The organism is Microlunatus kandeliicorticis (genome assembly GCF_014137855.1).
GTDB lineage: Bacteria > Actinomycetota > Actinomycetes > Propionibacteriales > Propionibacteriaceae > Microlunatus > Microlunatus kandeliicorticis.
On the sequence record NZ_JACGWT010000002.1, the window covers coordinates 536,817 to 558,088 of the forward strand.

The following is a 21,272-nucleotide window of genomic DNA, read 5'->3' on the forward strand; positions in this document are numbered from 1 at the left end:
CCGTGCCCTGAGCTTGTCGAAGGGCGCTTCGACAGGCTCAGCGCGCGTCATCGGACCCGTGCCTGAGCCCCCACACCCGTGCCCTGAGCTTGTCGAAGGGCGCTTCGACGGGCTCAGCGCACGGGCGCTTCGACGGGCTCAGCGCACGGGCGCTTCGACGGGCTCGGCGCGCGTCTCCGGGGCCGGACGCTGTTCAGCCGGCGAGCTGCGGAGCCGGCGGGCGGACCACCGCGCCGATGTCGTCCCAGGAGCGGATCACCGCGAGCAGCTCGGGGTCGGTCTCGGTGGCCAGCGCGCTCCGGTGCGCATCGGCCAGCACGTCGGCGATCGCCACCGCGCCGCCGGTCTCCGAGGCCCGCACGGCGGCCTCGACCATGGCCAGACTGACCACGTTGCGGTGCGCCTCGCCCGACGGCTCCGCGCCGGTCCGGACCGCCCGGACGAACTCGACCAACGAGCCGGCGATCTCCTGCGGGACGTCGTCGGCGTCCTCCTCGATCGCCGCGCCGTCGACCGTCCGGGCCACCGGCAGGTCGTCGCCGTCCCAGGCGGCCCCGCCGTCGGCCGCGCTGAACCGCCAGTCGCCGTTCCACGAGGTCTCGACGCCGCCGCTGACCCAGCTGCCCGTGTAGGAGAACCGGCAGCCGTTCGCGAAGACGAACCCGACCCGGGCGGCCGCGTCGCCGCGGAACCAGCTCCACGGCGGGTTGAACGCGTCGCAGGTGACGCTGACCGGATCGGCGCCGACCAGGTCGCGGGCCAGGTCGAACTGGTGGATGGCCATGTCGACCAGCAGCGGGTGGTCCATCTCCTCCCGGAAACCGCCGAAGTGCGGGGCCTTGAGGAACGAGCACTCCACCAGCCCGAGCGGGCCGAGCCGGCCGAGCTGGCGGCGCAGCGCGGTAAGTGCCCGGTAGTAGCGGCGCGACTGCGAGATCATCAGCAACCGCCCGGACGACTCCGCGGCGGCGATCATCGACAGCGCCTCGGCCACCGACGCGGCGATCGGCTTCTCGCACAGCACCGGCAGCCCGGCCCGCAGCGCCTCGACGCTGGTCGGTCGGTGCGCGGCCGGGACGGTCACGTTGACCACCGCCTCGGCCCCGGTCCGGGCCGCGACCGCGGACACCGACCGGTCGACCTCGAGGTCGGGGTGGCCGTGGTCGGCGGCGGCCTGTCGCGCCACGTCGAGGTCGAGGTCGACCAGCCCGACGAGCTCGACGTCCGGGTTGGCCTCGATGGTGCCCAGCCAGCCGCGCCCCATCGCCCCCGCGCCGACCTGGACGACCCTCAGCGGCGCGGTCACGCGGTCCCGTCCTCGGTCTCGGCGGTCTCGTCCGCAGCGGGGTCGGCGATCGGCCCGGTGTAGCCGTGGCCGCGGTAGAAGTCGTCGACCTCGTAGCGCAGCAGCACCGGGATCTCGCGCCGCGGCCGGTCGGTCATCGCCCAGCCGACCCCGTTGGCGATCACCCGGCGGACGTCGCGGTGGTGGTAGACGGGGAAGTCCTGGTCGCCGGGGGAGAAGAAGAAGATCTTGCCGTGGCCGCGGCGGAAGGTGCAGCCGGACCGGAAGACCTCGCCGCCGGTGAACGAGGAGATGAAGATCAGCTCGTCCGGGGCCGGGATGTCGAAGGTCTCGCCGTACATCTCCTGGCGGTCGATGACGATCGGGTTCGGCACGCCCTGGGCGATCGGGTGCGTGGGGTCGATCGTCCAGACCAGCTCGCGGTCCTCCTCGCTGCGCCAGCGCAGCGTGCAGGTGGTGCCCATCAGCTTGCCGAAGATCTTCGACCAGTGCCCCGAGTGCAGGACGATCAGGCCGAGCCCGGAGAGCACGTGCTGGTGGACCCGCTCGACCACCTCGTCGGCCACCTCGCCGTGCGCGGCGTGACCCCACCAGACCAGCACGTCGGTGTCGGCGAGCACCTCCTCGGTCAGCCCGTGCTCGGGCTCGTCCAACGTGGTGGTGCGGACCCGGGCGCCGTCGCCGAGGTTCTCGATGATCCCTTCGGCGATGGTGGTGTGCATCCCGTCGGGGTAGAGAGCGCGGACGTGCGGCTCGACCTGTTCGTGCCGGTTCTCGCCCCACACCAGGACGCGGATCGGCTTCGTTGCTGACGACACGGGGACTCCTCGGTTCGGTTCGCGGGCTTCGCTCTGGTGGTTCGGGATCGGGCGGGTTCAGGACGAGCGCGGCGCCGGGACCGGCTGCTGGTCGGCCGCGGCGCCGCTGTCCTGGTCGCGCGGCCCATCCTCCGGGAGCGGCTCCGGGACCGCGTCACCGAGGTGGGCGGCGGCGGCCTCGGCCGGCCGCGGCGAGCGCACCGGCGTCGGCACCCGGACCAGCAGCGCGCCGGGCAGCACCTCGGCCTCGAGCACCGAGCCGTCGCCGGCGGTGTCGCCGTCGAGCTGGTAGTGGTCGGGGTCGGCCACCTCGATCCGCACCTTGCGGCCGGTCAGCCGGTCGAGCTGGTCGTCGTCGCGCTTGGCCCGGGTCAGCACCCGCCCGGTCAGCCGGATCCAGTCGGTGACGCTGCGGGGCGAGGCGATCAGCACGTCGAGCAGTCCGTCGTCGGGCTTGGCGTCCGGGATCAGCGGGATGTTGGCCTGCAGGTAGCCGACGTTGCCGACCACGATCACGTGCGCCCGGCGCCGGAACGGCTCGCCGTCGTCGACCTGGATGGTGGCGTGCGCGGCCGGGTGGTTGGCGTGCTGGGCGGCCGAGACGAAGTAGGCGGCCGAGCCCACCGCCTTCTTCAGGTCGGGGTTGGTGCCCTGCATGATCACCGCGTCGAGGCCGATCCCGGCCATCACCATGAAGTGGTCCGGCGGGCCGCCGTCGACCCGGATCTGCACCACGTCGGTCGGCTTGGCCGCGCCGTCGAAGGCCACGTCGAGCGCCGCGGCCAGGTCGAGCGGGATGCCCAGGTTGCGGGCCAGCAGGTTCCCGGTGCCGGCCGGGATGATCCCGAACGGGATGCCCGAACCGGTGAGCCCGGAGGCGATCGAGCGGATGGTCCCGTCGCCGCCGGCGCCGAGCACCAGGTCGACGCCCTGCCGGACGGCGTAGCGGGTGACCCGGTAGCCGGGGTCGTCGACCGTGGTCTCCAGCCAGATCGCCCGGGACCAGCCGCGGCTGCTGAGCTCGAACTCCACCTGCCGCCGGAACGCCGCCCAGTCGAGGATCTTGGCCGGGTTGTAGACCACCGCGCAGCGTCGCGGCGGGGTGTCCTCGTCGTCGTCCGGGTTGCTCCGCCGGGTGAAGGTGACCAGCCCGGGCAGCACCCGGACGCCGGCCGCCAGCAGCGCGACCGAGGTGACCGCCCCGCCGAGGAACAGCGCCCCGACCAGGTCGGTGAGCCGGTTGGCGCCGAGCACCAGCCGGTCGACGGCGATCACCAGGATGATCACCGAGGCGATCAGCCCCCAGATCACCTGGGTCTGCCGGCTCCGCCTCGTGATCACCAGGGTCGCGCCGACGGCGGCCAGCCCCGAGACGGCGACCGAGAGGTGGTTCGACGGGTAGGAGAGCCCCTCGGTGGTGAACAGGGGCAGCGCGTCGGCCGGGGCCGGCCGACGGAGCGCGTACTTGAGGGCGGTGTCGGCGACCAGACTGATCACCACGATCAGCGCGGCCCCGGCCGACAGGTTGCGGAACCGGTAGCGGTGCGCCCAGGCGGCCAGCCCGAGCAGCCCGCCGTAGACCAGCGGTGGCCAGCTCAGCAGCGCGATCGCCCCCGCGACCTGACCGGCCGGGGAGCCGAGGCGGACGGTCGGCAGGTCGACGGCCCTGTCCAGCCGGGACAGCCCCGGGACGAACAGCACCAGCAGGGTCCAGCCCACGAACGCCAGCACCGTGCCGACGGTGAAGCCGAGCGAGAAGCCCGACGGCGGCTTGCGGACCATGATCGCCATGATCTCATCGGTGCCGGCGGCGACCGACCGGCGGACCGCCGGGTCTAGGGTCGGCAGCGGTCGAGCGGCCGGTCCGAGCGAACGGGCCCGAGGGTGCGGGGAGGGATGCCGGGGTGTGTGCAGCGTGCGGGAACGCCGCGCACGTGCCGACCCGTCCGGAGCCGGCCCCGGCGGTGGGCGGGACGGCCGCGGAACCCACGGCGGTCGCCCCGCGCCGGTTCGCCGCACTGCGGAACCGCGACTGCCGGCCCTACCTCGTCGGTGGCGCGCTGGCGATGATGGCCGACAACATCGAGCACGTCATCACCTACTGGGTGCTCTGGCAGACCTTCCACAACGAGCTGCTGGTCGGCTTCCAGGTGATCAGCCACTGGGTGCCCTTCCTGCTGCTCAGCGTCTGGTCCGGCGGGCTGGCCGACCGCTACGACTGCCGCCGGGTGATCCAGGCCGGGCAGGCGCTGTTCATGATCGTCTCGATCACCTGGGGCGTGCTCTTCCTCACCCACAGCCTGCAGCTGTGGATGGCCTGTGTGCTGCTGGTGCTGCACGGGCTGGCCGGGACCCTGTGGGGGCCGGCCGAGCAGCTGATGCTGCACGACTTCGTCGGCACGGCCGAGCTGCCCAGCGCGGTCCGGATGAACTCGACCTTCAAGAGCCTCGGGGTGCTGTTCGGCCCGGTGGCCGGCTCGGCGCTGCTGCTGGGCCTCGGCCCGACCTGGGGCATCTTCGCCAACGCCGCGATCTACCTGCCACTGACCGTCTTCCTGTTCCGCACCCGGTTCACCGGCCACACCCGGGAGGCGGCCGCGGGCGACACCCCGGTCCGGAAGCCGCGGCTGACCCTGGCCGACGCGGTCCGCACCCTGCGGCAGGTCGCCGACAACCACGTACTGATGTCGATGATCATCCTGGGCGGACTGGGGTCGTTCTTCGTCGGCGCGTCGCTGCAGTCGGCGATGCCGGTGTTCGCCGGCGAGCTCGGGGCCGGCTCGGCGGGCGGCGCCGGGTACGGGGCGCTGCTGTTCGCCACCGGGGCCGGCGGGGTGCTCGGCGGTTTCCTGCTCGAGGCCACCGGACGGATCCCGGCCTCGGTGCGCGCCGCGGTGGTCAGCACCGCCGTCTACGGTCTCGCGATCCTCGGCTTCGCGGTCACCCGCAGCTACCCGGTGGCGCTGGCCCTGCTGTTCGTGGCCGGGATCGCCAACCTCGCCTCGATGTCGATCGGCCAGACGGTCGTCCAGCTGACCGCCGACCCGGCCGAGCGCGGACGGGTGCTCGGCGTCTACGGAATGAGCTCGAGCGGTCTGCGGGCCGGCAGCGGCTTCACCGTCGGCATCCTCGGGGCGGCCGTGGGGATCCACTGGTCGCTCGGGCTGAGCGCGGCCGCGTTGTGCGTCGGCACCGGGCTGGCCGCGCTGTACGCCCGCCGCGGGGCGCTGATATCGGCCTGACCGGGCCGACCGGGGTTGGTTAACCTGAGCCGGTGATCGACCAGAGACTGCTGCGCACCGACCCCGACCGGATCCGAGCCTCCCAGCGGGCCCGGGGCGAGTCGGAGCAGCTGGTCGACGACCTGGTCGCGGCCGACGAGCGCCGCCGCAGCGCGATCGCCGCGTTCGAGTCCGCCCGCGCCGAGCAGAAGGAGCTGGGCAAGCAGATCCCGAAGGCGCAGGGTGAGGACAAGGCCGCGCTGCTGGCCCGGACCAAGGAGCTGGCCGAGACGGTCAAGCGGACCGAGGCCGAGGGCAAGGAGGCCGAGGCGACCTTCAGCGGGCTGTTCGGCGCGCTGCCCAACCTGGTGCTCGACCAGGTCCCGGTCGGCGGTGAGGACGAAGGCACGGTCCTCGGCAGCTACGGCACGCCGCGCGACTTCGCGGCCGAGGGGATCGAGGTGGCCGACCACCTGGAGATCGGCCAGCGGCTCGGGGCGATCGACGTCGAGCGCGGGGCCAAGGTGTCCGGCAGCCGGTTCTACTACCTGACCGGGCAGGGGGCCGAGCTCGAGCTGGCCCTGATCAACCTCGCCATGCAGACCGCCATCCGCAACGGGTTCACCCCGATGATCCCGCCCGCCCTGGTCCGCCCGCCGGCGATGGAGGGGACCGGGTTCCTCGGCCAGGCGGCACAGGACGTGTACCGGCTCGAGGCCGACGACCTCTACCTGGTCGGCACCGCGGAGGTGCCGCTCGGCGCCTACCACAGCGACGAGATCCTCGACCACGACCGGCTGCCGCTGCGCTACGTCGGCTACAGCCCCTGCTACCGCCGCGAGGCCGGTTCGCACGGCAAGGACACCCGCGGCATCTTCCGGGTGCACTGGTTCGACAAGGTCGAGATGTTCGTCTTCACCGACCCGGCCGACGCCGAGGCCGAGCACGAGCGGCTGCTCGGCTTCGAGAAGGACTTCATCACCGCGCTCGAGCTGCCCTTCCAGGTGCTCGACGTGGCCAGTGGTGACCTCGGCGCCAGCGCCGCCCGCAAGTACGACTGCTACGCCTGGATCCCCAGCCAGCAGCGCTACCGGGAGATCACCTCGACCTCCAACTGCACCACCTTCCAGGCCCGCCGGCTCAACGTCCGCAGCCGCGGCGAGCACGGCACCGCGCCGGTGGCCACCCTCAACGGCACGCTCTGCGCGGTGACCCGGGTGATCGTCGCGCTGCTGGAGAACCACCAGCAGGCCGACGGCGGCGTCCGGGTGCCGGAGGCGCTCCGTCCCTACCTCGGGGGCCGCGAGTCGCTGGTGCCGGTCCGCTGAGCATGCCGTCGGCTCGACCCGGGAGCAGGACCGCGGCCCGCAGGCCCGGCGGTGCGACGGCGTTCACGTCGTGTTCGCCGTCCGCTCACCTGGGCGCCGGACGATCGGCGGTGTGCTGATGGCTGACGCCTGGCGGCCCGGTCTGGTCGCGCTCGACATCGACGGCACCGTCGTCGACCACGAGGGACGGCTGCCGGCCGAGGTCCGCGAGGCGGTGCAGCGGGTGCTCGCCGCCGACGTCCCGGTGGTGCTGTCCACCGGTCGCGCCTGGCACTCGACGCTGCCCGTGTTCACCGCGCTGGGGCTGACCGAGGGCCCGTCGGTGTGCAGCAACGGCGCGGTCACCGTCGCCTACCCGCCGCAGCAGATCGTCAAGGCGGTGACCTTCGACCCGCGCAACGTGATCAGCCGGGTCCGGGAGTACTCCCCGCAGACCCTGATCGCCGTCGAGGAGATCGGCCGCGGGTTCCGGCTGACCGAACCGTTCCCCGACGGCGACCTGACCGGCGAGATCATCGTCGAGGACGTCGAGCAGCTGATGGCCCGGCCGGTCACCCGGGTGATCATGCGCGACCCCGACGGCTCCGACGAGGACTTCATCGCGCTGGCCGAGCACCTCGGGTTCCACGGGTGCACCTACTTCATCGGCTGGAGCGCCTGGCTCGACATCGCGCCCGAGGGCGTCAACAAGGCGACGGCCCTGGCCGAGGTGGCCGCCGGGCTCGGGGTCGACCGGGCCGACGTGCTGGCGCTCGGCGACGGCCGCAACGACATCGAGATGCTCCGCTGGGCCGGCCGCGGTGTCGCGGTCGGCGACGCGCCCCCCGAGGTGCGCGAGGCCGCCGACCACGTGACCGGGCGGTTCGCCGACGGCGGCACCGTCGACGAGCTCACCCGCTGGTTCTGAGCGCTCTCTGGATCCGGACCTCCCGACCCGGACCCGCCGGGACGGGACCGGTCAGGCCGCGGACTGGTCGAGCAGACCGGTGCCGAGCACCGCGGCGGTCACCGCGAGCACCTGGGCCGGGCTGGTCCGTGGCTCGCGCCGCAGCACCGTGACCCGGTCCGGGTCGGACTCGGCGGCCGCCTCGGCGCGGGCCCGGCGCAGGTGGCGCTTGACCGTCGACAGCGAGCAGCCGAGCCGCTGGGCGATCTGCTCGAGGGTCTCCTGCGGGTTCGCCGCGCGCAGCCGGACGACCTCGGCGTGGTCGACCTCGCGGTTCGGGGCGGTGACGCCGGCCAGGGTGTCGAAGTCCTCCGGCGCGACTTCCACGCCGAGCCGCTTGCGGATCTCGGCCCGCTGACGCGGGGTGGTGCCGCCGACGAACCCGGCGACGTCGTGCTCGACGACGGCGGTGTAGAGGCAGCGGGCCTGCACCGGGCAGGCGGCGCAGATCTCGGCGGCCTGCTCCACCAGAGCGGCGTAGCGGCGACGCTCGGCGGCGGGGGCGCTGTTGCTCGGGGGCTCCTCGAGCAGCCGGTCCTGGAACAGCCCGGCGAAGGTGACGCACGGGGTGCTGCCCGGACGGGTGGCGGTCGAGCGGGTGTCCGAGACGGTGGTCGGGTGGGTCTGCGGCGCGATCATGTTGTGGGTTCTCCAGGGTCTGGGTCGTCAGGACGTTGCTGAGACGCAGACATCGCGATGCCGGTTCCACCCGTGGCCGTCATCGTCGGTGTTGCGAGACAAGGTTCGGAGTCCGGCCCGTGTTTTGCCAGGTCGGAGACAGGTTTTTGGCGAACCTTGCCCCGACTTTGAACCAACCCTCAGGTTGGCGGGGCACCGTGCGCGCAGCGCCGACCCGCAGTGCGTTCCCTGCTGGTCGGCCGGCGGTCAGGCCGCTGTTCGGCCGTCGGTCAGGCCGCTGGTCGGGCCGCTGGTCGGGCGGGGATCAGAGGTACATCCCGCCGGAGCCCGGCTGCTGCGGCGGGCGCTGCGGCTCGCCGCCGCTGGGGAGCGCCCGGCGCATCTGCTCGAGCTGGGCTCGGGCGGCCATCTGCTGGGCGAACAGGGCGGTCTGGATGCCGTGGAACAGCCCCTCCAGCCAGCCGACCAGCTGGGCCTGGGCGATCCGCAGCTCGGCGTCGGTCGGCGTCGAGCCCTCGCTGAACGGCAGCGAGATCCGCTCCAGCTCCTCGACCAGCTCGGGGGCCAGGCCTTCCTTGAGCTCGGCGATCGACGCGGAGTGGATCCGGCCCAGCCGCTGCCGGCTTGCGTCGTCGAGCGGTGCCGCCTTCACCTCGTCGAGCAGCTGCCGGATCATGTTGCCGATCCGCATCACCTTGGCCGGCTGCTCGACCAGGTCGGTGACCGAACGCGGTTCCTCGACGGTGCCCTCGGCGGTCTCGCCCTCGGTCGCCGCTCCGGCACCGGGCTGCCCGGGCGCCGCCTCGACGGCCATCGCGTTCGGTCCGACCACGTAGACCCGTCCGTCCTCGGTCTGTCCGGCGATCGCCTGGCCGCCCTGCTCGGGGTTCTCGCTGCTCACCGTTCGATCGTAGCCACCGGCGAAGGGCCCCGACCCGGCCGTTCGACCGGTCGGCCCGGACGTCCCGGCCGGCGTGAAACTCGGTGGAGTCGTCCCACCGCGCTCCTTAGAGTGAGGGCTCTTATGCAGGACTTCCCACCCACGGTCGCCGACTTCCGCGCTGCGCCGACGGCTTCGGACGCCGTCGGTGCGCTCGACCCCGCGCGGAGCCGCTCCGGCCGGGGCCCGGAAGAGCGCAGGGGACGCGCCGCGCGCCGGCCGTCGGACGGCCAACCCGACCTGACCAGCCCGACGCGTTTCCTGCTCTGGCTGCTCGGCCAGCAGCGCGGCGTGTTGATCACCGGCAGCGTGCTGGCGGTGATCTGGTTCCTGCCCGGCACCGTCGGTCCGTTCCTGGTCGGCCGGGCGGTCGACGCCGGCATCACCGGGGGCGACACCGGCGCGTTGATCATGTGGTCCGGGCTGCTGCTGGTGGTGATGGTGATCGCCGCGGTGTTCGGGATCGTCGGTCACACGGTGATCGTCCGCGGCTGGCTGATCGCGATGTTCCGGACGATCAAGCTGGTGAACCGCAAGGGCAACCAGCTCGGCCACATCCTGCCCCAGCGCACCCCGACCGGCGAGGTGCTCAGCGTCGCCTCCGGCGACTCCGACCAGTTCGGCGCGATGACCGAGATCACCTCGCGGGTGTTCGGGTCGACCGTCGCCTTCCTGGTGATCGCCGGCATCGTGCTCAGCACCTCGGTCCCGCTCGGGCTGATCGTCCTGCTCGGTGCGCCGATCCTGGTGCTGGCCTCGGTGCCGCTGCTCCGGCCGATGCACCGCAGCCAGGCCATCGAGCGCGACCGCAACTCGACGCTGACCTCGCAGGCCACCGACATCGTCGCCGGGCTGCGGATCCTCCGTGGCGTCGGCGGCGAGGCGACCTTCGGCCGCAACTACGCCGACCAGTCGCAGAAGGTCCGTCAGGCCGGTGTGCGGGCCGGGCTGTGGCAGTCGGTCTCCGACGCGGCGAGCGTGCTCTTCTCCGGGCTGTTCCTGGTCGGGCTGACCTGGGCCGGTGCGCACGAGGTGCTGGCCGGCAACCTCAGCGTCGGCTCCTTGATCAGCTTCTTCGGCTACGCGCTGTTCCTGGTGGTGCCGATCCAGACCCTGTTCGAGTTCGCCCAGAAGTGGGTGCGGGCGATGGTCTCGGCCACCAAGGCGGTCGCGGTGTTCGAGCAGCAGCCCCCGTGGACCGACCGGGAGGACCCGCTGCCGCTGCCGACCGGCGCCCCGCTGGTCGAGGAGCGGTCGGGGTTCCTGGCCGAGCCCGGCCGGCTGACCGTCGTGGTCAGCGGCCAGCCGGACGAGAGCGCCGCGCTGGCCGACCGGCTCGGCCGCTACCTCACCGTCGAGCGCGACCCGGTGAGCCTGGAGATCGACGAGAAGGCGAAGGGCCGGCAGGCCAAGCGGCTGCGTCAGCAGCGGCTGGCCGAGCTCCGCGAGCTGGCCGCCCGCGACCGCGAGGCCGCCGGCGGCACCTGGGGTGTCCGGCTGGGATCGGTCGACCTCGGGGACGCGGCGCTGGCCGACGTCCGGGCGACCATCCTGGTCAGCGACACCGGCAGCCGGGTCTTCGCCGGCACCCTGCAGGACCTGATCGACCCGCACCACCGGCTGAGCCGCGAGCAGGCCGAGGAGGCCCTCCGGATCGCGTCGGCCGAGGACGTCTGGGACGCGCTGCCCGAGGGCTGGCAGAGCCGGATCGACGAGGGCGGCCGCGGACTGTCCGGGGGCCAGCGGCAGCGGCTGGTGCTGGCCCGGGCGCTGGCGGCCGACCCGGAGGTGCTGGTGCTGGTCGAGCCGACCTCGGCGGTCGACGCGCACACCGAGGCGCGGATCGCCGAGCGGCTGGCCGAGCACCGGCGCGGCCGCACGACGGTGATCGTGACCGTGTCGCCGCTGGTGCTGCACCACGCCGACCGGGTGCTGTTCTACGAGGACGGCCGAGTCACGGCGCGCGGCCGGCACGCCGAGCTGCTGGCCACCCACCCGGCCTACCGCCGGGTGGCCGGTCGCAGCCTCGACGACGAGGCGCTGCCCGGCCCGGCCGACGCGCTGGACGACCCGCCGGCCGAGCCGGCCCTGGTGACCGGTGAGCCGGGCACCGACGGACACCACCATGCGCGCTCTGCCGCCCGCGACGAGGAACGGAAGAGCGATGACTGAGCTGGCCGGCCAGGTGGCCGAGCGGGGGCTGCCCGGCTCGTCCTCCAGTTGGCGCGCCTACGTCGACGCGGACGGGCGGAGCAGCGAGCCGCCGCGGATCCCGGCCGAGCTGATTATCCACCGGGACCGCCCGGTGGGGGACCGGCTCCGGGCCTGGCAGGTCCGGCACCTGCTGCGGGCGCGCCGGGCCCAGGAGACCTACACCTCCTCGCGGCACCCCGAGCGCGGCCTGCCGGTGGCCGGCTGGCAGCAGATGATCACGTTCGTCGGCGGTCTGCTGCGCAACCACCGGCTGATGGTCATCGCCCTGCTGGTCGGCAACGGCCTGGCCGCGGTGGCCGGGCTGGTGGTGCCGCGGATCCTCGGCGCGCTGGTCGACAAGGCGTCCGGCACCGGCACCCTCGCGGGTGAGCTGACCGGTCTGGCCCTGGCGGTGGCCGCGGTGGTGCTGGTCCAGGCGGTGCTGACCTTCGGGGCCGGGATGGCGGCCAACCTGCTCGGGCAGAACCTGCTCGCCCAGGCCCGCGAGTACGTCGTCGGCACGGTGCTGAACCTGCCGTTGAGCCGGGTCGAGCAGGCCAGCAGCGGTGACCTGGTCACCCGGGTCACCCGCGACGTCTCGACCATGAGCGACTCGATCCGGTCGGGTCTGCCGCAGGCCGTGGTGGCGCTGGTCACCACGGTGCTCGCGGTGGTCGCGATGGTGATCAACTCGCCGCTGCTCGCGCTGCCGTTGCTGCTGTCGGTCCCCGGGCTGTGGATCTCGGTGTCGCGCTATCTCAAGCGCGCACCGATGGGCTACATCACCGAGGGCGCGGCCTACTCGACGATCAACACCTCGCTGACCGAGTCGGTCGAGGGTGCGCGGACCGTGGAGGCGTTCGGGCTCGAGGGCCGCCGGCGGGCACTCACCGACGACGACCTCGACGAGGCCGGGCAGGCCGAGCGCTACACGATGGCGCTGCGGAACTTCCTGTTCTGCGTGATGGACCTCTGCTACAACGCTCCGCTGGTCTGGACGCTGCTGCTCGGCGGGCTCGGCTACGCCAACGGCTGGGTGACGCTCGGTCAGATCACCGCGGCGACGTTGTACATCCAGTTCATCGTCGAGCCGCTGGACCGGCTGATCAGCAACGTCGACCGGTTGCAGGTCGGGGTCGCCTCGACCACCCGGCTGCTCGGCATCGCCACCGTGCCGCCGGACCGCGAGGTCGGTACGGAGCGGCCGCACGGCGACCACCTGGTCGGCCGGGACCTCCGGTTCGCCTACCGCGCCGACCACGACGTGCTGCACGGCGTCGACCTCGACCTGCGGTCCGGGGAGCGGTTGGCCATCGTCGGGCCGAGCGGGTCGGGCAAGTCGACCCTGGGCCGGCTGCTGGCCGGGATCAACGGTCCGCGGACCGGTTCGGTCACCGTCGGTGACGTCGAGCTGACCCGGCTGCCGCTCGACCTGCTGCGCACCCAGGTGGCCCTGGTCACCCAGGAGCACCACGTGTTCGTCGGGTCGATCCGGGACAACATCGTGCTGGCCCGCGAGGACTCCGGCGACGACGTGGTGATCAACGCGCTGCGCACGGTCGACGCCTGGAGCTGGGTGCAGGCGCTGCCCGACGGTCTCGACACCAAGGTCGGGTCGGGTCAGGTGAAGCTGACCCCGGCCCAGGCGCAGCAGATCGCGTTGGCCCGGCTGGTGGTGGCCGACCCGCACACCCTGGTGCTCGACGAGGCGACTTCGTTGATCGACCCGCGGACCGCCCGGCACCTCGAGGGGTCGATGGCCGCGCTGCTCGAGGACCGCACGGTGGTGGCGATCGCGCACCGGCTGCACACTGCGCACGACGCCGACAGGATCGCGGTGATGGTCGACGGCCGGATCGCCGAGCTGGGCAGCCACGACGAGCTGCTGGCCGCCGACGGCGAGTACGCCGCGCTGTGGCGGGCCTGGAGCTCGTGAACCGACGACGCGGCGGCCCCTCGTGCGGCTGATCACGGACGCGGTCGCCGCCGACGACCGGATCCGGATCCGCCCCTGGCGCTCGGACGAGGCCGACGTGCTGTTCGCGATCCTCAGCCGGCCGGAGGTCACGGTCTGGCTGGGTGAGCAGTCCCGGCGGCCGATGGCCTCGGTGGCCGAGGCGGCCGCCCGGATCGACACCTGGGCCGGGATCTGTGCGGCCGCCGGCCCGGACGGGGTCTGGGCGATCGAGGAGGTCGCCACCGGGCGTCCGGTGGGCACCGTGCTGCTGATGCTGGTGCCCGAGGACACCGCCGGTGAGCGCGAGCTCGGCTGGTACCTGCACCCGGACGCGTTCGGCCGCGGCTTCGCCACCGACGCGGCCCGCCTGGTGACGGCCCACGCGGCGGCCGCCGGGATCGAGGAGGTCTGGGCCCAGACCCACGTCGACAACGTGGCCAGCGGGCGGGTCGCCGCGCGCCTGGGGATGACGGACCTCGGCGTCGTCGACGGGCTGTGGCGCGAGGGGCCGAGCCGGCTGTACGTGGTGGCCACCCGGTGAGGCGACCGTGAGGGTCGGGCTGATCTCGGACACCCACGCCCCGCGGCGGTGGAGGCGCTGCCCCGACGCGGTCGCCCGCGCCGTGGACGGCGTCGAGCTGATCCTGCACGCCGGTGACGTCTGCGTCCCGTCGGTGCTCGACGAGCTGGCCGCGATCGCTCCGGTCCAGGCGGTGCTCGGCAACAACGACGGGCCCGAGGTGGCGGCCTGGGGCGCGCCGGAGACCCTCGAGCTCGAGCTCGCCGGCGTCCGGGTGGGGATGATCCACGACAGCGGCGCCAAGCAGGGCCGGGTGGCCCGGATGCGCCGCCGGTTCCCGACCGCCGATTTGGTGGTGTTCGGTCACTCGCACATCCCCTGGGACGACAGCGCCGACGGGCTGCGGGTGGTCAACCCGGGCTCGCCCACCGACCGGCGCCGCCAGCCGCACGGCACCGTCGCGCTGCTCGACCTCGCCGACGCCCGGGTCCGCGGGCTCACGTTCGTCGACGTCACCTGATCGCTGCGCTGAGCTCGTTCCCCACGTGCGCTGAGCCTGTTCCCACGTGCGCTGAGCCTGTCGAAGCGCTGTTTCCCCCACGCGCGCTGAGCCTGTCGAAGCGCTGTTCCCCCACGCGCGCTGAGCCTGTCGAAGCGCTGTTCCCCCACGCGCGCTGAGCCTGTCGAAGCGCTGTTCCCCCACGCGCGCTGAGCCTGTCGAAGCGCCGCCGCCCGTCCACCCGCTCGACCCGCGTGGCAGCCTGGACGTGTGCAGGCGATCCAGATCCGCGAACCCGGCGACCCTTCGGTGCTCGAGCTCGGCGAGGTCGACACCCCGACGCCCGGTCACGGCGAGGTGTTGATCAAGGTCGCCGGGGCCGGCATCAACCGGGCCGACCTGCAGCAGCGGCAGGGGCACTACCCGCCGCCGCCCGGAGCGTCGGAGATCCTCGGCATGGAGGTGTCCGGGGTGATCGCCGACGTCGGTGCCGGGGTCACCACCTGGGAGAACGGGCAGGAGTGCGTCGCGCTGCTGGCCGGCGGTGGGTACGCCGAGTACGTCACCGTCCCGGCCGGTCAGGTGGTGGCGCCGCCTGAGGGCGTCGACCTGGTCACCGCGGCCGGTCTGATCGAGGTGGCCGCCACCGTCACCTCCAACCTCAAGCTGGCCCGGCTGCGCGAGGACGAGGTGTTCCTGGTCCACGGCGGGGCCGGGGGCATCGGGTCGTTCGCGATCCAGTACGCCAAGGCCAAGGGCGCCACGGTGGTCGCCACCGCCGGCTCGCCGGACAAGATCGACTACTGCTACCGGGTCGGCGCCGATCTTGCGGTGTCCTACCGCGACGACTGGGCCGGCGCCGCCCGCGACGTCGGCGACGGGCGTGGGGTCGACGTGATCCTCGACAACATGGGGGCCAAGTACCTCGAGGCCCACGTCGACCTGCTGGCCATCGAGGGGCGGCTGGTGGTGATCGGGCTGCAGGGCGGGCGCCGCGGCACGCTCGACCTCGGCGCGCTGCTGCCCAAGCGGGCCTCGGTCAGCGCCACCGCCCTGCGGTCACGGCCGGTCGCCGAGAAGACCGCGATCGTCCGGGCGGTGGCCGAGGAGGTCTGGCCGATGATCGCCGACGGACGGATCCAGCCGGCGCCCACCACCAGCTTCGGCCTGGCCGAGGCGGCTGCCGCGCACACCCGGCTGGAGTCGGGCGACAACCTCGGCAAGCTCGTCCTGGTCCCGTAGGATCGGCGGCCCAGGCGAGGTCGCATAGTGGACTAGTGCAGGCGCCTTGAAAGCGCCCGAGCGAAAGCTCCGTGGGTTCGAATCCCACCCTCGCCGCCCCGGCCCGGACGCGGACGCGGGGCCCGACCGCCAGGAGGGATCCCGATGGCCGCCCGTCGCTTCGTGCTCCGGCCCGCCCCGGCGGTCCGCCCGGTCGCGATCATCGCCGTGGTGGTGCTGGCCGCCGCCGTGCTGGTGGTCGTCGGCGCCGAGGTGGACAGCCTGCTGATCGTCCTGCTGGCCGCTGCGCTCGCGGTGGTCGGGGCGGCCCTCGCCGTGCTGACCCTGGTCGGGCGGCGCCGGCTGACCACCACCGTGGACCTCGACGACGACGGGCTTTCGATCCGGAGCAACGGCCGACGGGCCCGGGCGAGCTGGCGCGAGGTCAACGAGGTCCGAGCCCGGGACCACCACATCTACGTCGGGACCGACCGCGACGACGGCACCACGCTGCAGATCATCTGCCCGCGCGGCAGCGACGACCCCGAGGTCGAGGAACTGACCCGCGTGCTGGCCCGTCGGCTCGACGCCGACCGCGGCTACCGCTCGCTCTGAGGTCGGCGGCTCGTCAGCTGCCGGGGTGGTAGGCGCAGGCGTCGGAGACGTCGACGCTGGCCGTCTGCTTCGCGGTCGGCTTCTTCGAGGACGTGGAGCTCGGTGAGCCCGACGAGCTGCTCGGACTCGAGGCGCTGCTGCTCGACCCGCCGGACGAGGTCTTGGTGGCCGAGCTCTCGGTGATCGCCGCCTTGACCCGGGCGCGCATCAGGGCGAAGTTCGGGTTGGCGCTGATGAAGCCGTCCTCGCCGTTGACAAAGGTCACGCTGCGGACGCTGTCGGCCTTCTTGACCCGCATGCTCAGGTCGACCAGCGCCGACAGCTCCTCCTGCGGGATGTCGGTCTGCACCAGGTCCTTGCCGGCCTCGGCGATCTGCTGGTAGCGGGCCAGCACGTTGGCCGGGTTGGCCTGCTCGACGATCGCGTTGACCACGCAGCGCTGCCGGTCCATCCGGTCGAAGTCACTGCTGTCGTAGCGGCTCCGGGCGTACCAGAGGGCCTTCTCACCCATCAGGTGCTGGTTCGGACCGGGCGTCAGATAGCCGGTGGGCAGCCGGCCGTCCTCGTGGTCGCCGCCGATCGGGATCCGGGTGTTGATGTTGACCGTGATCCCGCCGAGGGCGTTCACCAGCTCCTTGAAGCCGGCCAGGTTGAGCATCACGTAGTAGTCGACCGGGAGCCCGGTGGCCGCGCCGACCGAGAGCTTGAGGGCGTCGGCGCCGAGGTTGTCGGTCTTGCCGAGCACGTCCTTCGGGACCTGGGTGGGCAGCATCCCGTAGATCGCGTTGGCGAAGTACTGCGCGTCCTCCCCGTTGCCGTCGGTGTAGCCGTTCGGGAAGTACTTGTGCAGCGGCGAGTTCTTCGGGAACGGCATCCGGGCGGTGTTCCGGGGGATGCCGATCAGCGTGGTCGCGCCGGTCCGGGTGTCGATGCTGGCCAGCATGATCGAGTCGGTCCGGGTGCCGGTGCGGTCCGGGCCCGAGTCGCCGCCGAGCAGCAGGATGTTGACGCGCGGCGTCTGCGCCCACGGGTCGCCGCTGTTGGGGCGCACGGTCCGCTTCGGCACCGTCGCGCTGTTGCTGTCCTTGTCGCTCTTGAAGACCGAGTTGACGACGTCGGCGGAGGTGTAGCTGTACTTGGCCGCGACCGCCATCGGGGCGGCGACCACGAAGGCGAGCAGCGCGACCAGGATGCTCCCGCCGACCCGCTGGGCGGGGGCGAGCCGACGGCCGCGGAGCGCGAGGTGGCTGACCACGATCACGGTGACCCAGGCGACCGCGACCACGATCAGGGCCACGGTCAGTCGCTTGAGGTTGGCGCCGTTGGCCATGAAGCCGAGGAAGGCGTCGGTGTTGCCGAGGCCCCACAGGGCGAGGCCGCCGACGGCCAGCACGAAGACGGCGAGCACGGCGACACCGGCCACTCGGCGGCGCGCGGCGATCAGGCCGACGCCGGGGATGATCGCGCCGAGGATGGTGAACAGCACGGTCCGCTGGAAGTTGTCCGCGTGCACCCCGGCGCGGTGCGCACCGGCGGCCCGACGTGGACGGCGCTCGGTCGCCTCCGCGCGGCGGGCGATGTGGGTGTCCTCGGTGGCCTCGTCGACCGGTCCCAGGTCGCGGGGGGACGACGTCTCGGCCGGGCGTTCGGGCTCGGGGGTGGTGGGCCAGTGGTCCTGGTCGTCGGGCACCCCTGCCTCCTCACGTTCGGTGCTCGTCGGTGCGTGCTGAGAGCACGGCTCGGTCGCGACCCGCCCCAGTACAGGCCGCGATCAGTGTAGGAGGAGCCCTCCGGGTGAACCACATGAAGATGCTGAGAGCAAGGGTGCCACGCCGGGAACCGTCGAGGTCACCGTGAGGTCACGCCGGTCCGCCGGAGTGCCCGGACGCTTTTGGCGATGCCCGAGCCGAGTCTGTAGGGTTGCCGGGCGGTGTCGGGAGGTGTCGCCTAGTCCGGTCTATGGCGCCCGCCTGCTAAGCGGGTTGAGGGCACAAACCCTCTCGCGGGTTCAAATCCCGCCACCTCCGCCACCCACACTCCTCCGCCCCACCGGCCCGGTCGGTCGCGTCCGGCGCGGTCAGCGCCAGGTCGCGCGGTAGGCGCGGTAGCTCATCTCGGGCAGCGTGGCGTCGAAGACCAGCTCGCCGTACGGGTCGAACTCGCTGATCCGCTTCGCGGTGCCCCAGCCGACCATGACGTTGCCGTTGTCGAGCCGCTGGGCGTTGCCCATGGCCAGCGCGCTGACCTGGTCGGGGTGGGTGAAGCGACGGACCAGGGTGGCCTGCCGGCGTCGTTCGTCGAGCTTCAGCCAGAGGATCTGGCTCTCCTTGCTGACCGTGACGGTGCCGTCGGTGCCGTTGTCGAACAGCCGGACCGTGGTCGCGTCCTCGAATTCGGCGTCGTGCTGCCAGGCGAAGGTCGCCGCGGTCGGGACGTGGAAGTCGCTGCGCTTGCCGCCGAGCCGCCAGCGGACCGCTCCGGTGTCCAGACCGACCTTGTAGACCGCCCAGACGTGCCGGGCCGAGATCAGCACGTCCCCGTCGGGGGTCGGCTTGGCGGAGTTGATGTGGAAGTAGTCCCAGGGCTCGGCCGGGTCGGTCGGGACGCCGGCGTGGCTCTCGGCGAGGTCGGCGTGGTCGAGCGACTCCCAGTGGTGCAGCACCGCGCCGGTGGCGAGGTCGATCTCCTCGAAGACGCCGTTGAGCACCGGCTGCTTCGTCGCGCCGCCGTAGTCGCTCAGGTCCCGCTCGACCTCGACGTAGCTGACGATGTAGGCGGTGCCGTGGTCGGTGAGGAAGAACTCGTGCTCGTCGGGGCTGACGCCGTCGTGGCTGCCGATCGTGGTGATCACCTGGTGGTCGGTGCCGGTGACCACGTCGCGACCGGAGCCGTAGGCGGCCAGTCCGGTGGTCGGGGACTCCCACCAGGTGATCACCGGGCTGCCGTGGTAGCTCTGCAGCCGGGTGTCGGCGTAGGACTTCTGCCCGGTGGCCGACCAGACCGTCTCGCCCGACGGGTCGGCGATCAGCGCGGCCGGGGCGCTGGTGCCCATGTTGCTGAGGAACAGGTCGCCCGCCGATGCCGACGCGCTGATGGTGTTCACGGTGAACGCGCGCGGCAGAGCGGTGCTGGCCTTCGTCCCGCCGATCTTCGACGCGGCTCGCCGGACCACCCCGCCGGCTGCGTAGTCGGTCACTCCGCCGACGGCCGCGACGCCGGCGACGCCGGCTCCGGCCAGGGTCAGCAACCGGCGTCGGCTCAGGCGGCGCCCCCGGGCCTCACCCGGCCTCGCGGGTCGGTCGGCGGGTGAGCCCTCGGTTCCTCGGCGCATGCCCACCACGCTGCCGCGGCCCGCTCGGCGGGCGCTGTCCCGTGTCTGTGGCCTCGCTGTGGATGGCCGCGGGCGGTCCGGAGACGGCGGTCAGGGGATCAGCACGATCTTGCCGTGCGTGTGACCCTCCTCGAGCTCGGCGAAGGCGTCGGCCACCCGGTCGAGCGGGTAGGTTGCGGCGATCGGCAGCTCGAGCTCGCCGGCGGCCAGCCGGCCGGCGAGGGCGCGCAGCACCTCGGGGCGCGAACCGGCGACGCTGCCCTCGGCGTGGGCGCCGAGCCGCTCGGCACCGGCGAAGTCGATGATCGTGTCGATCCGGTCCGGGCTGATCCCGAGGTCGACGGCGAGCTGGACGTAGGGGTCGCCGTGCAGGTCGATGAACGCGTCGATCCGGTCGGCAGCCGCGCGGAGGTGGGCGGCGACGTCGCCGTGGTAGTCGACGAACTCCGCGCCGTGCGCGGTCAGCCAGTCCGCGTTGGCCGCCGAGGAGATGCCCAGCACGCGGACACCGCGGGCGGCGAGCAGCTGGGTGACCAGGGTGCCGACGCCGCCGGCGGCTCCGGAGACCGCGACGACCTCGCCGGGCTGCGGGTCGACGGCCTCGATCGCCGCCCAGGCCGTGGCGCCGACCACGTAGAGCCCGCCGGCGACCTCCCAGGAGAGCCCGGCGGGCTTGGCGACGAGCTGGGTGGCGGGGACGGCGGCGTGGGTGGCGTGGCTCGATCGGGTCCAGCTGTAGCCGAGCACCTCGTCGCCGACGGCGAACCGTGGGGCGTCGGGCTGCTCGGGGTCGTCCGGGCCGACCTCGAGGACGACGCCGGCCAGGTCGCTGCCCTGCCCGCTCGGGAAGGTGGACGGGGCGACGGCGTCGAGGAAGCCACGGCGGATCGCGGCCTCGCCGGGGTTGATCCCGGCGGCGCGGATGGCGACCAGCACCTCACCGGGGCCGGGGACCGGGCGTTCGACGGACTCGACGCGGAGCACGTCGCGGTCGCCGTAGCGGTCGAAGCGAACCGCGCGGGTGCCGTCTGCGGGAGTGGTGGTCTCGGTCATGCGATCTCCTCGAGGTCTTATCGTGTAGCCGGCAACATGAATCTAGCGCTCCTTCGAGTAGCCGGCAACGAATCTTCGGCGAACGTCGGCGTGGACGTGGCCTGCGGAGTGCCCGATTGCGGATGATGCAGGCATGGCGACGGTGGAGGGAACGGACTCCGGGGCGTCCGGGACCGGCCGCCCGGAGGCGGAGCTGCTGGCCGCGCGTTGCCCGGTGAGCTATGCGATCTTCGCGATGGCCCGGGTGCACCGCGGGCTCGCGGCGAGCCGACTGGCCGCGTTCGGGCTCTACCCGGGGCAGGAGATCCTGCTGATGGAGCTCGCCGGCGGGGACGGGCGGCCACAGAAGCAGCTGGCCGCGACGCTGCAGGTGAGCCACGTGACGGTGGCCAAGATGGTGGCGCGGATGGAGCAGGCCGGCCTGGTGCGCCGGCAGACGTCAGACCATGACCGCCGGGTGAGCCTGGTCTTCCTGACCGATCGGGGGCGGGAGCTGCAGCAGCTGATGCTCGACGCCTGGCTCGACCTCGAGGCGGCCGCCACGCGCTATCTCAGCGACGCGGACGGCGAGCGGTTCGTCGCGCTGAGCGCCGCCGTCCGCCGTTCGCTCGACGAGACGGCATCGCCGACCGACTACCAGCCCGGCTGAGCCGTCCTGGCCCGCGGACGGTTCCGGTTCGCACTC

The 21,272-nt window shown here is 73.0% G+C and carries 18 protein-coding genes and 2 tRNA genes; 12 read left to right on the forward strand and 8 right to left on the reverse strand.

All coding sequences use genetic code 11. The features are described from left to right. Positions 1-193: 193 nt before the first annotated feature. Genes FHX74_RS07235 through FHX74_RS07245 form a run of 3 tightly spaced genes read right to left on the reverse strand, consistent with a single transcriptional unit; the run spans position 194 to position 3,915 of the window. On the reverse strand, positions 194-1,306 hold the full coding sequence (locus tag FHX74_RS07235; protein WP_182559405.1) for a Gfo/Idh/MocA family protein: 1,113 nt from the start codon (positions 1,304-1,306) through the stop codon (positions 194-196). Then, the gene (locus FHX74_RS07240; RefSeq protein WP_182559406.1) at positions 1,303-2,124 is read right to left on the reverse strand and encodes a ThuA domain-containing protein; all 822 of its coding nucleotides are present in this window, start codon (positions 2,122-2,124) and stop codon (positions 1,303-1,305) included. Before FHX74_RS07240 ends, FHX74_RS07235 begins: the two co-directional genes overlap by 4 nt. 57 nt (positions 2,125-2,181) lie before the next feature. After that, complete coding sequence (locus FHX74_RS07245; RefSeq protein WP_182559407.1) at positions 2,182-3,915, reverse strand: diacylglycerol kinase family protein; 1,734 nt, start codon at positions 3,913-3,915, stop codon at positions 2,182-2,184. 143 nt (positions 3,916-4,058) lie between these two features. Here FHX74_RS07245 and FHX74_RS07250 point away from each other — a divergent pair, with 143 nt between their 5' ends. The 3 genes from FHX74_RS07250 (at position 4,059) to FHX74_RS07260 (ending at position 7,580) form a co-directional block, all read left to right on the forward strand. Then, complete coding sequence (locus FHX74_RS07250; RefSeq protein WP_220483587.1) at positions 4,059-5,366, forward strand: MFS transporter; 1,308 nt, start codon at positions 4,059-4,061, stop codon at positions 5,364-5,366. 32 nt (positions 5,367-5,398) lie between these two features. Further along, positions 5,399-6,673, forward strand: coding sequence for a serine--tRNA ligase (gene serS, locus FHX74_RS07255; RefSeq protein WP_182559409.1), 1,275 nt, complete (start codon positions 5,399-5,401; stop codon positions 6,671-6,673). A gap of 142 nt (positions 6,674-6,815) precedes the next feature. Then, positions 6,816-7,580 carry an HAD family hydrolase gene (locus FHX74_RS07260; protein WP_182559787.1) on the forward strand — a complete coding sequence of 255 codons (765 nt, stop codon included), beginning with the start codon at positions 6,816-6,818 and terminating at the stop codon, positions 7,578-7,580. 51 nt (positions 7,581-7,631) lie between these two features. Here the strand turns inward: FHX74_RS07260 and FHX74_RS07265 are convergent, their stop codons facing one another. Further along, complete coding sequence (locus tag FHX74_RS07265; protein ID WP_182559410.1) at positions 7,632-8,258, reverse strand: WhiB family transcriptional regulator; 627 nt, start codon at positions 8,256-8,258, stop codon at positions 7,632-7,634. Positions 8,259-8,562: 304 nt separating this feature from the next. Beyond that, entirely contained in the window at positions 8,563-9,159 is a 597-nt protein-coding gene (locus tag FHX74_RS07270; RefSeq protein WP_407941467.1) for a bacterial proteasome activator family protein, read from the reverse strand. A 123-nt stretch (positions 9,160-9,282) separates the two neighbouring features. Here FHX74_RS07270 and FHX74_RS07275 point away from each other — a divergent pair, with 123 nt between their 5' ends. From FHX74_RS07275 to FHX74_RS07305, 7 genes are all read left to right on the forward strand, one after another. Next, entirely contained in the window at positions 9,283-11,370 is a 2,088-nt protein-coding gene (locus FHX74_RS07275) for an ABC transporter ATP-binding protein (RefSeq protein WP_182559411.1), read from the forward strand. Then, positions 11,363-13,327, forward strand: a complete 1,965-nt coding sequence (locus FHX74_RS07280) for an ABC transporter ATP-binding protein (protein WP_182559412.1) — start codon at positions 11,363-11,365, stop codon at positions 13,325-13,327. Before FHX74_RS07275 ends, FHX74_RS07280 begins: the two co-directional genes overlap by 8 nt. 22 nt (positions 13,328-13,349) lie before the next feature. Beyond that, positions 13,350-13,889 carry a GNAT family N-acetyltransferase gene (locus tag FHX74_RS07285; RefSeq protein ID WP_182559413.1) on the forward strand — a complete coding sequence of 180 codons (540 nt, stop codon included), beginning with the start codon at positions 13,350-13,352 and terminating at the stop codon, positions 13,887-13,889. Between the two features lie 7 nt (positions 13,890-13,896). Further along, the gene (locus FHX74_RS07290) at positions 13,897-14,388 is read left to right on the forward strand and encodes a metallophosphoesterase family protein (RefSeq protein WP_182559414.1); all 492 of its coding nucleotides are present in this window, start codon (positions 13,897-13,899) and stop codon (positions 14,386-14,388) included. Positions 14,389-14,637: 249 nt separating this feature from the next. Beyond that, the gene (locus tag FHX74_RS07295) at positions 14,638-15,609 is read left to right on the forward strand and encodes an NAD(P)H-quinone oxidoreductase (protein ID WP_182559415.1); all 972 of its coding nucleotides are present in this window, start codon (positions 14,638-14,640) and stop codon (positions 15,607-15,609) included. Between the two features lie 13 nt (positions 15,610-15,622). After that, positions 15,623-15,705: transfer RNA gene (locus FHX74_RS07300), tRNA-Ser, on the forward strand. Between the two features lie 48 nt (positions 15,706-15,753). After that, positions 15,754-16,203 carry a YcxB family protein gene (locus tag FHX74_RS07305; RefSeq protein ID WP_182559416.1) on the forward strand — a complete coding sequence of 150 codons (450 nt, stop codon included), beginning with the start codon at positions 15,754-15,756 and terminating at the stop codon, positions 16,201-16,203. 13 nt (positions 16,204-16,216) lie between these two features. Here the strand turns inward: FHX74_RS07305 and FHX74_RS20185 are convergent, their stop codons facing one another. After that, positions 16,217-17,893, reverse strand: coding sequence for an LCP family glycopolymer transferase (locus FHX74_RS20185; protein WP_182559417.1), 1,677 nt, complete (start codon positions 17,891-17,893; stop codon positions 16,217-16,219). 246 nt (positions 17,894-18,139) lie between these two features. On the opposite strand from FHX74_RS20185, the gene FHX74_RS07315 reads away from it, so the two are divergent. Then, positions 18,140-18,233: transfer RNA gene (locus tag FHX74_RS07315), tRNA-Ser, on the forward strand. A gap of 47 nt (positions 18,234-18,280) precedes the next feature. Here the strand turns inward: FHX74_RS07315 and FHX74_RS07320 are convergent. Both FHX74_RS07320 and FHX74_RS07325 read right to left on the reverse strand, forming a co-directional pair. Beyond that, positions 18,281-19,450: an arylsulfotransferase family protein gene (locus tag FHX74_RS07320; protein WP_182559418.1), complete on the reverse strand. Its 1,170-nt coding sequence runs from the start codon at positions 19,448-19,450 to the stop codon at positions 18,281-18,283. A gap of 174 nt (positions 19,451-19,624) precedes the next feature. Next, the gene (locus FHX74_RS07325) at positions 19,625-20,587 is read right to left on the reverse strand and encodes an NADP-dependent oxidoreductase (RefSeq protein WP_182559419.1); all 963 of its coding nucleotides are present in this window, start codon (positions 20,585-20,587) and stop codon (positions 19,625-19,627) included. 133 nt (positions 20,588-20,720) lie between these two features. Here FHX74_RS07325 and FHX74_RS07330 point away from each other — a divergent pair, with 133 nt between their 5' ends. Next, positions 20,721-21,236 carry a MarR family winged helix-turn-helix transcriptional regulator gene (locus FHX74_RS07330; RefSeq protein ID WP_182559420.1) on the forward strand — a complete coding sequence of 172 codons (516 nt, stop codon included), beginning with the start codon at positions 20,721-20,723 and terminating at the stop codon, positions 21,234-21,236. Positions 21,237-21,272 lie beyond the last annotated feature (36 nt).

Coding starts and splice junctions, on each gene's coding strand:
- FHX74_RS07245 (WP_182559407.1), bottom strand. CDS start 3,915: ATGGCGATCATGGTCCGCAAGCCGCCGTCGGGCTTCTCGCTCGGCTTC.
- FHX74_RS07265 (WP_182559410.1), bottom strand. CDS start 8,258: ATGATCGCGCCGCAGACCCACCCGACCACCGTCTCGGACACCCGCTCG.
- FHX74_RS07275 (WP_182559411.1), top strand. CDS start 9,283: ATGCAGGACTTCCCACCCACGGTCGCCGACTTCCGCGCTGCGCCGACG.
- FHX74_RS07280 (WP_182559412.1), top strand. CDS start 11,363: ATGACTGAGCTGGCCGGCCAGGTGGCCGAGCGGGGGCTGCCCGGCTCG.
- FHX74_RS07305 (WP_182559416.1), top strand. CDS start 15,754: ATGGCCGCCCGTCGCTTCGTGCTCCGGCCCGCCCCGGCGGTCCGCCCG.
- FHX74_RS07325 (WP_182559419.1), bottom strand. CDS start 20,587: ATGACCGAGACCACCACTCCCGCAGACGGCACCCGCGCGGTTCGCTTC.
- FHX74_RS07330 (WP_182559420.1), top strand. CDS start 20,721: ATGGCGACGGTGGAGGGAACGGACTCCGGGGCGTCCGGGACCGGCCGC.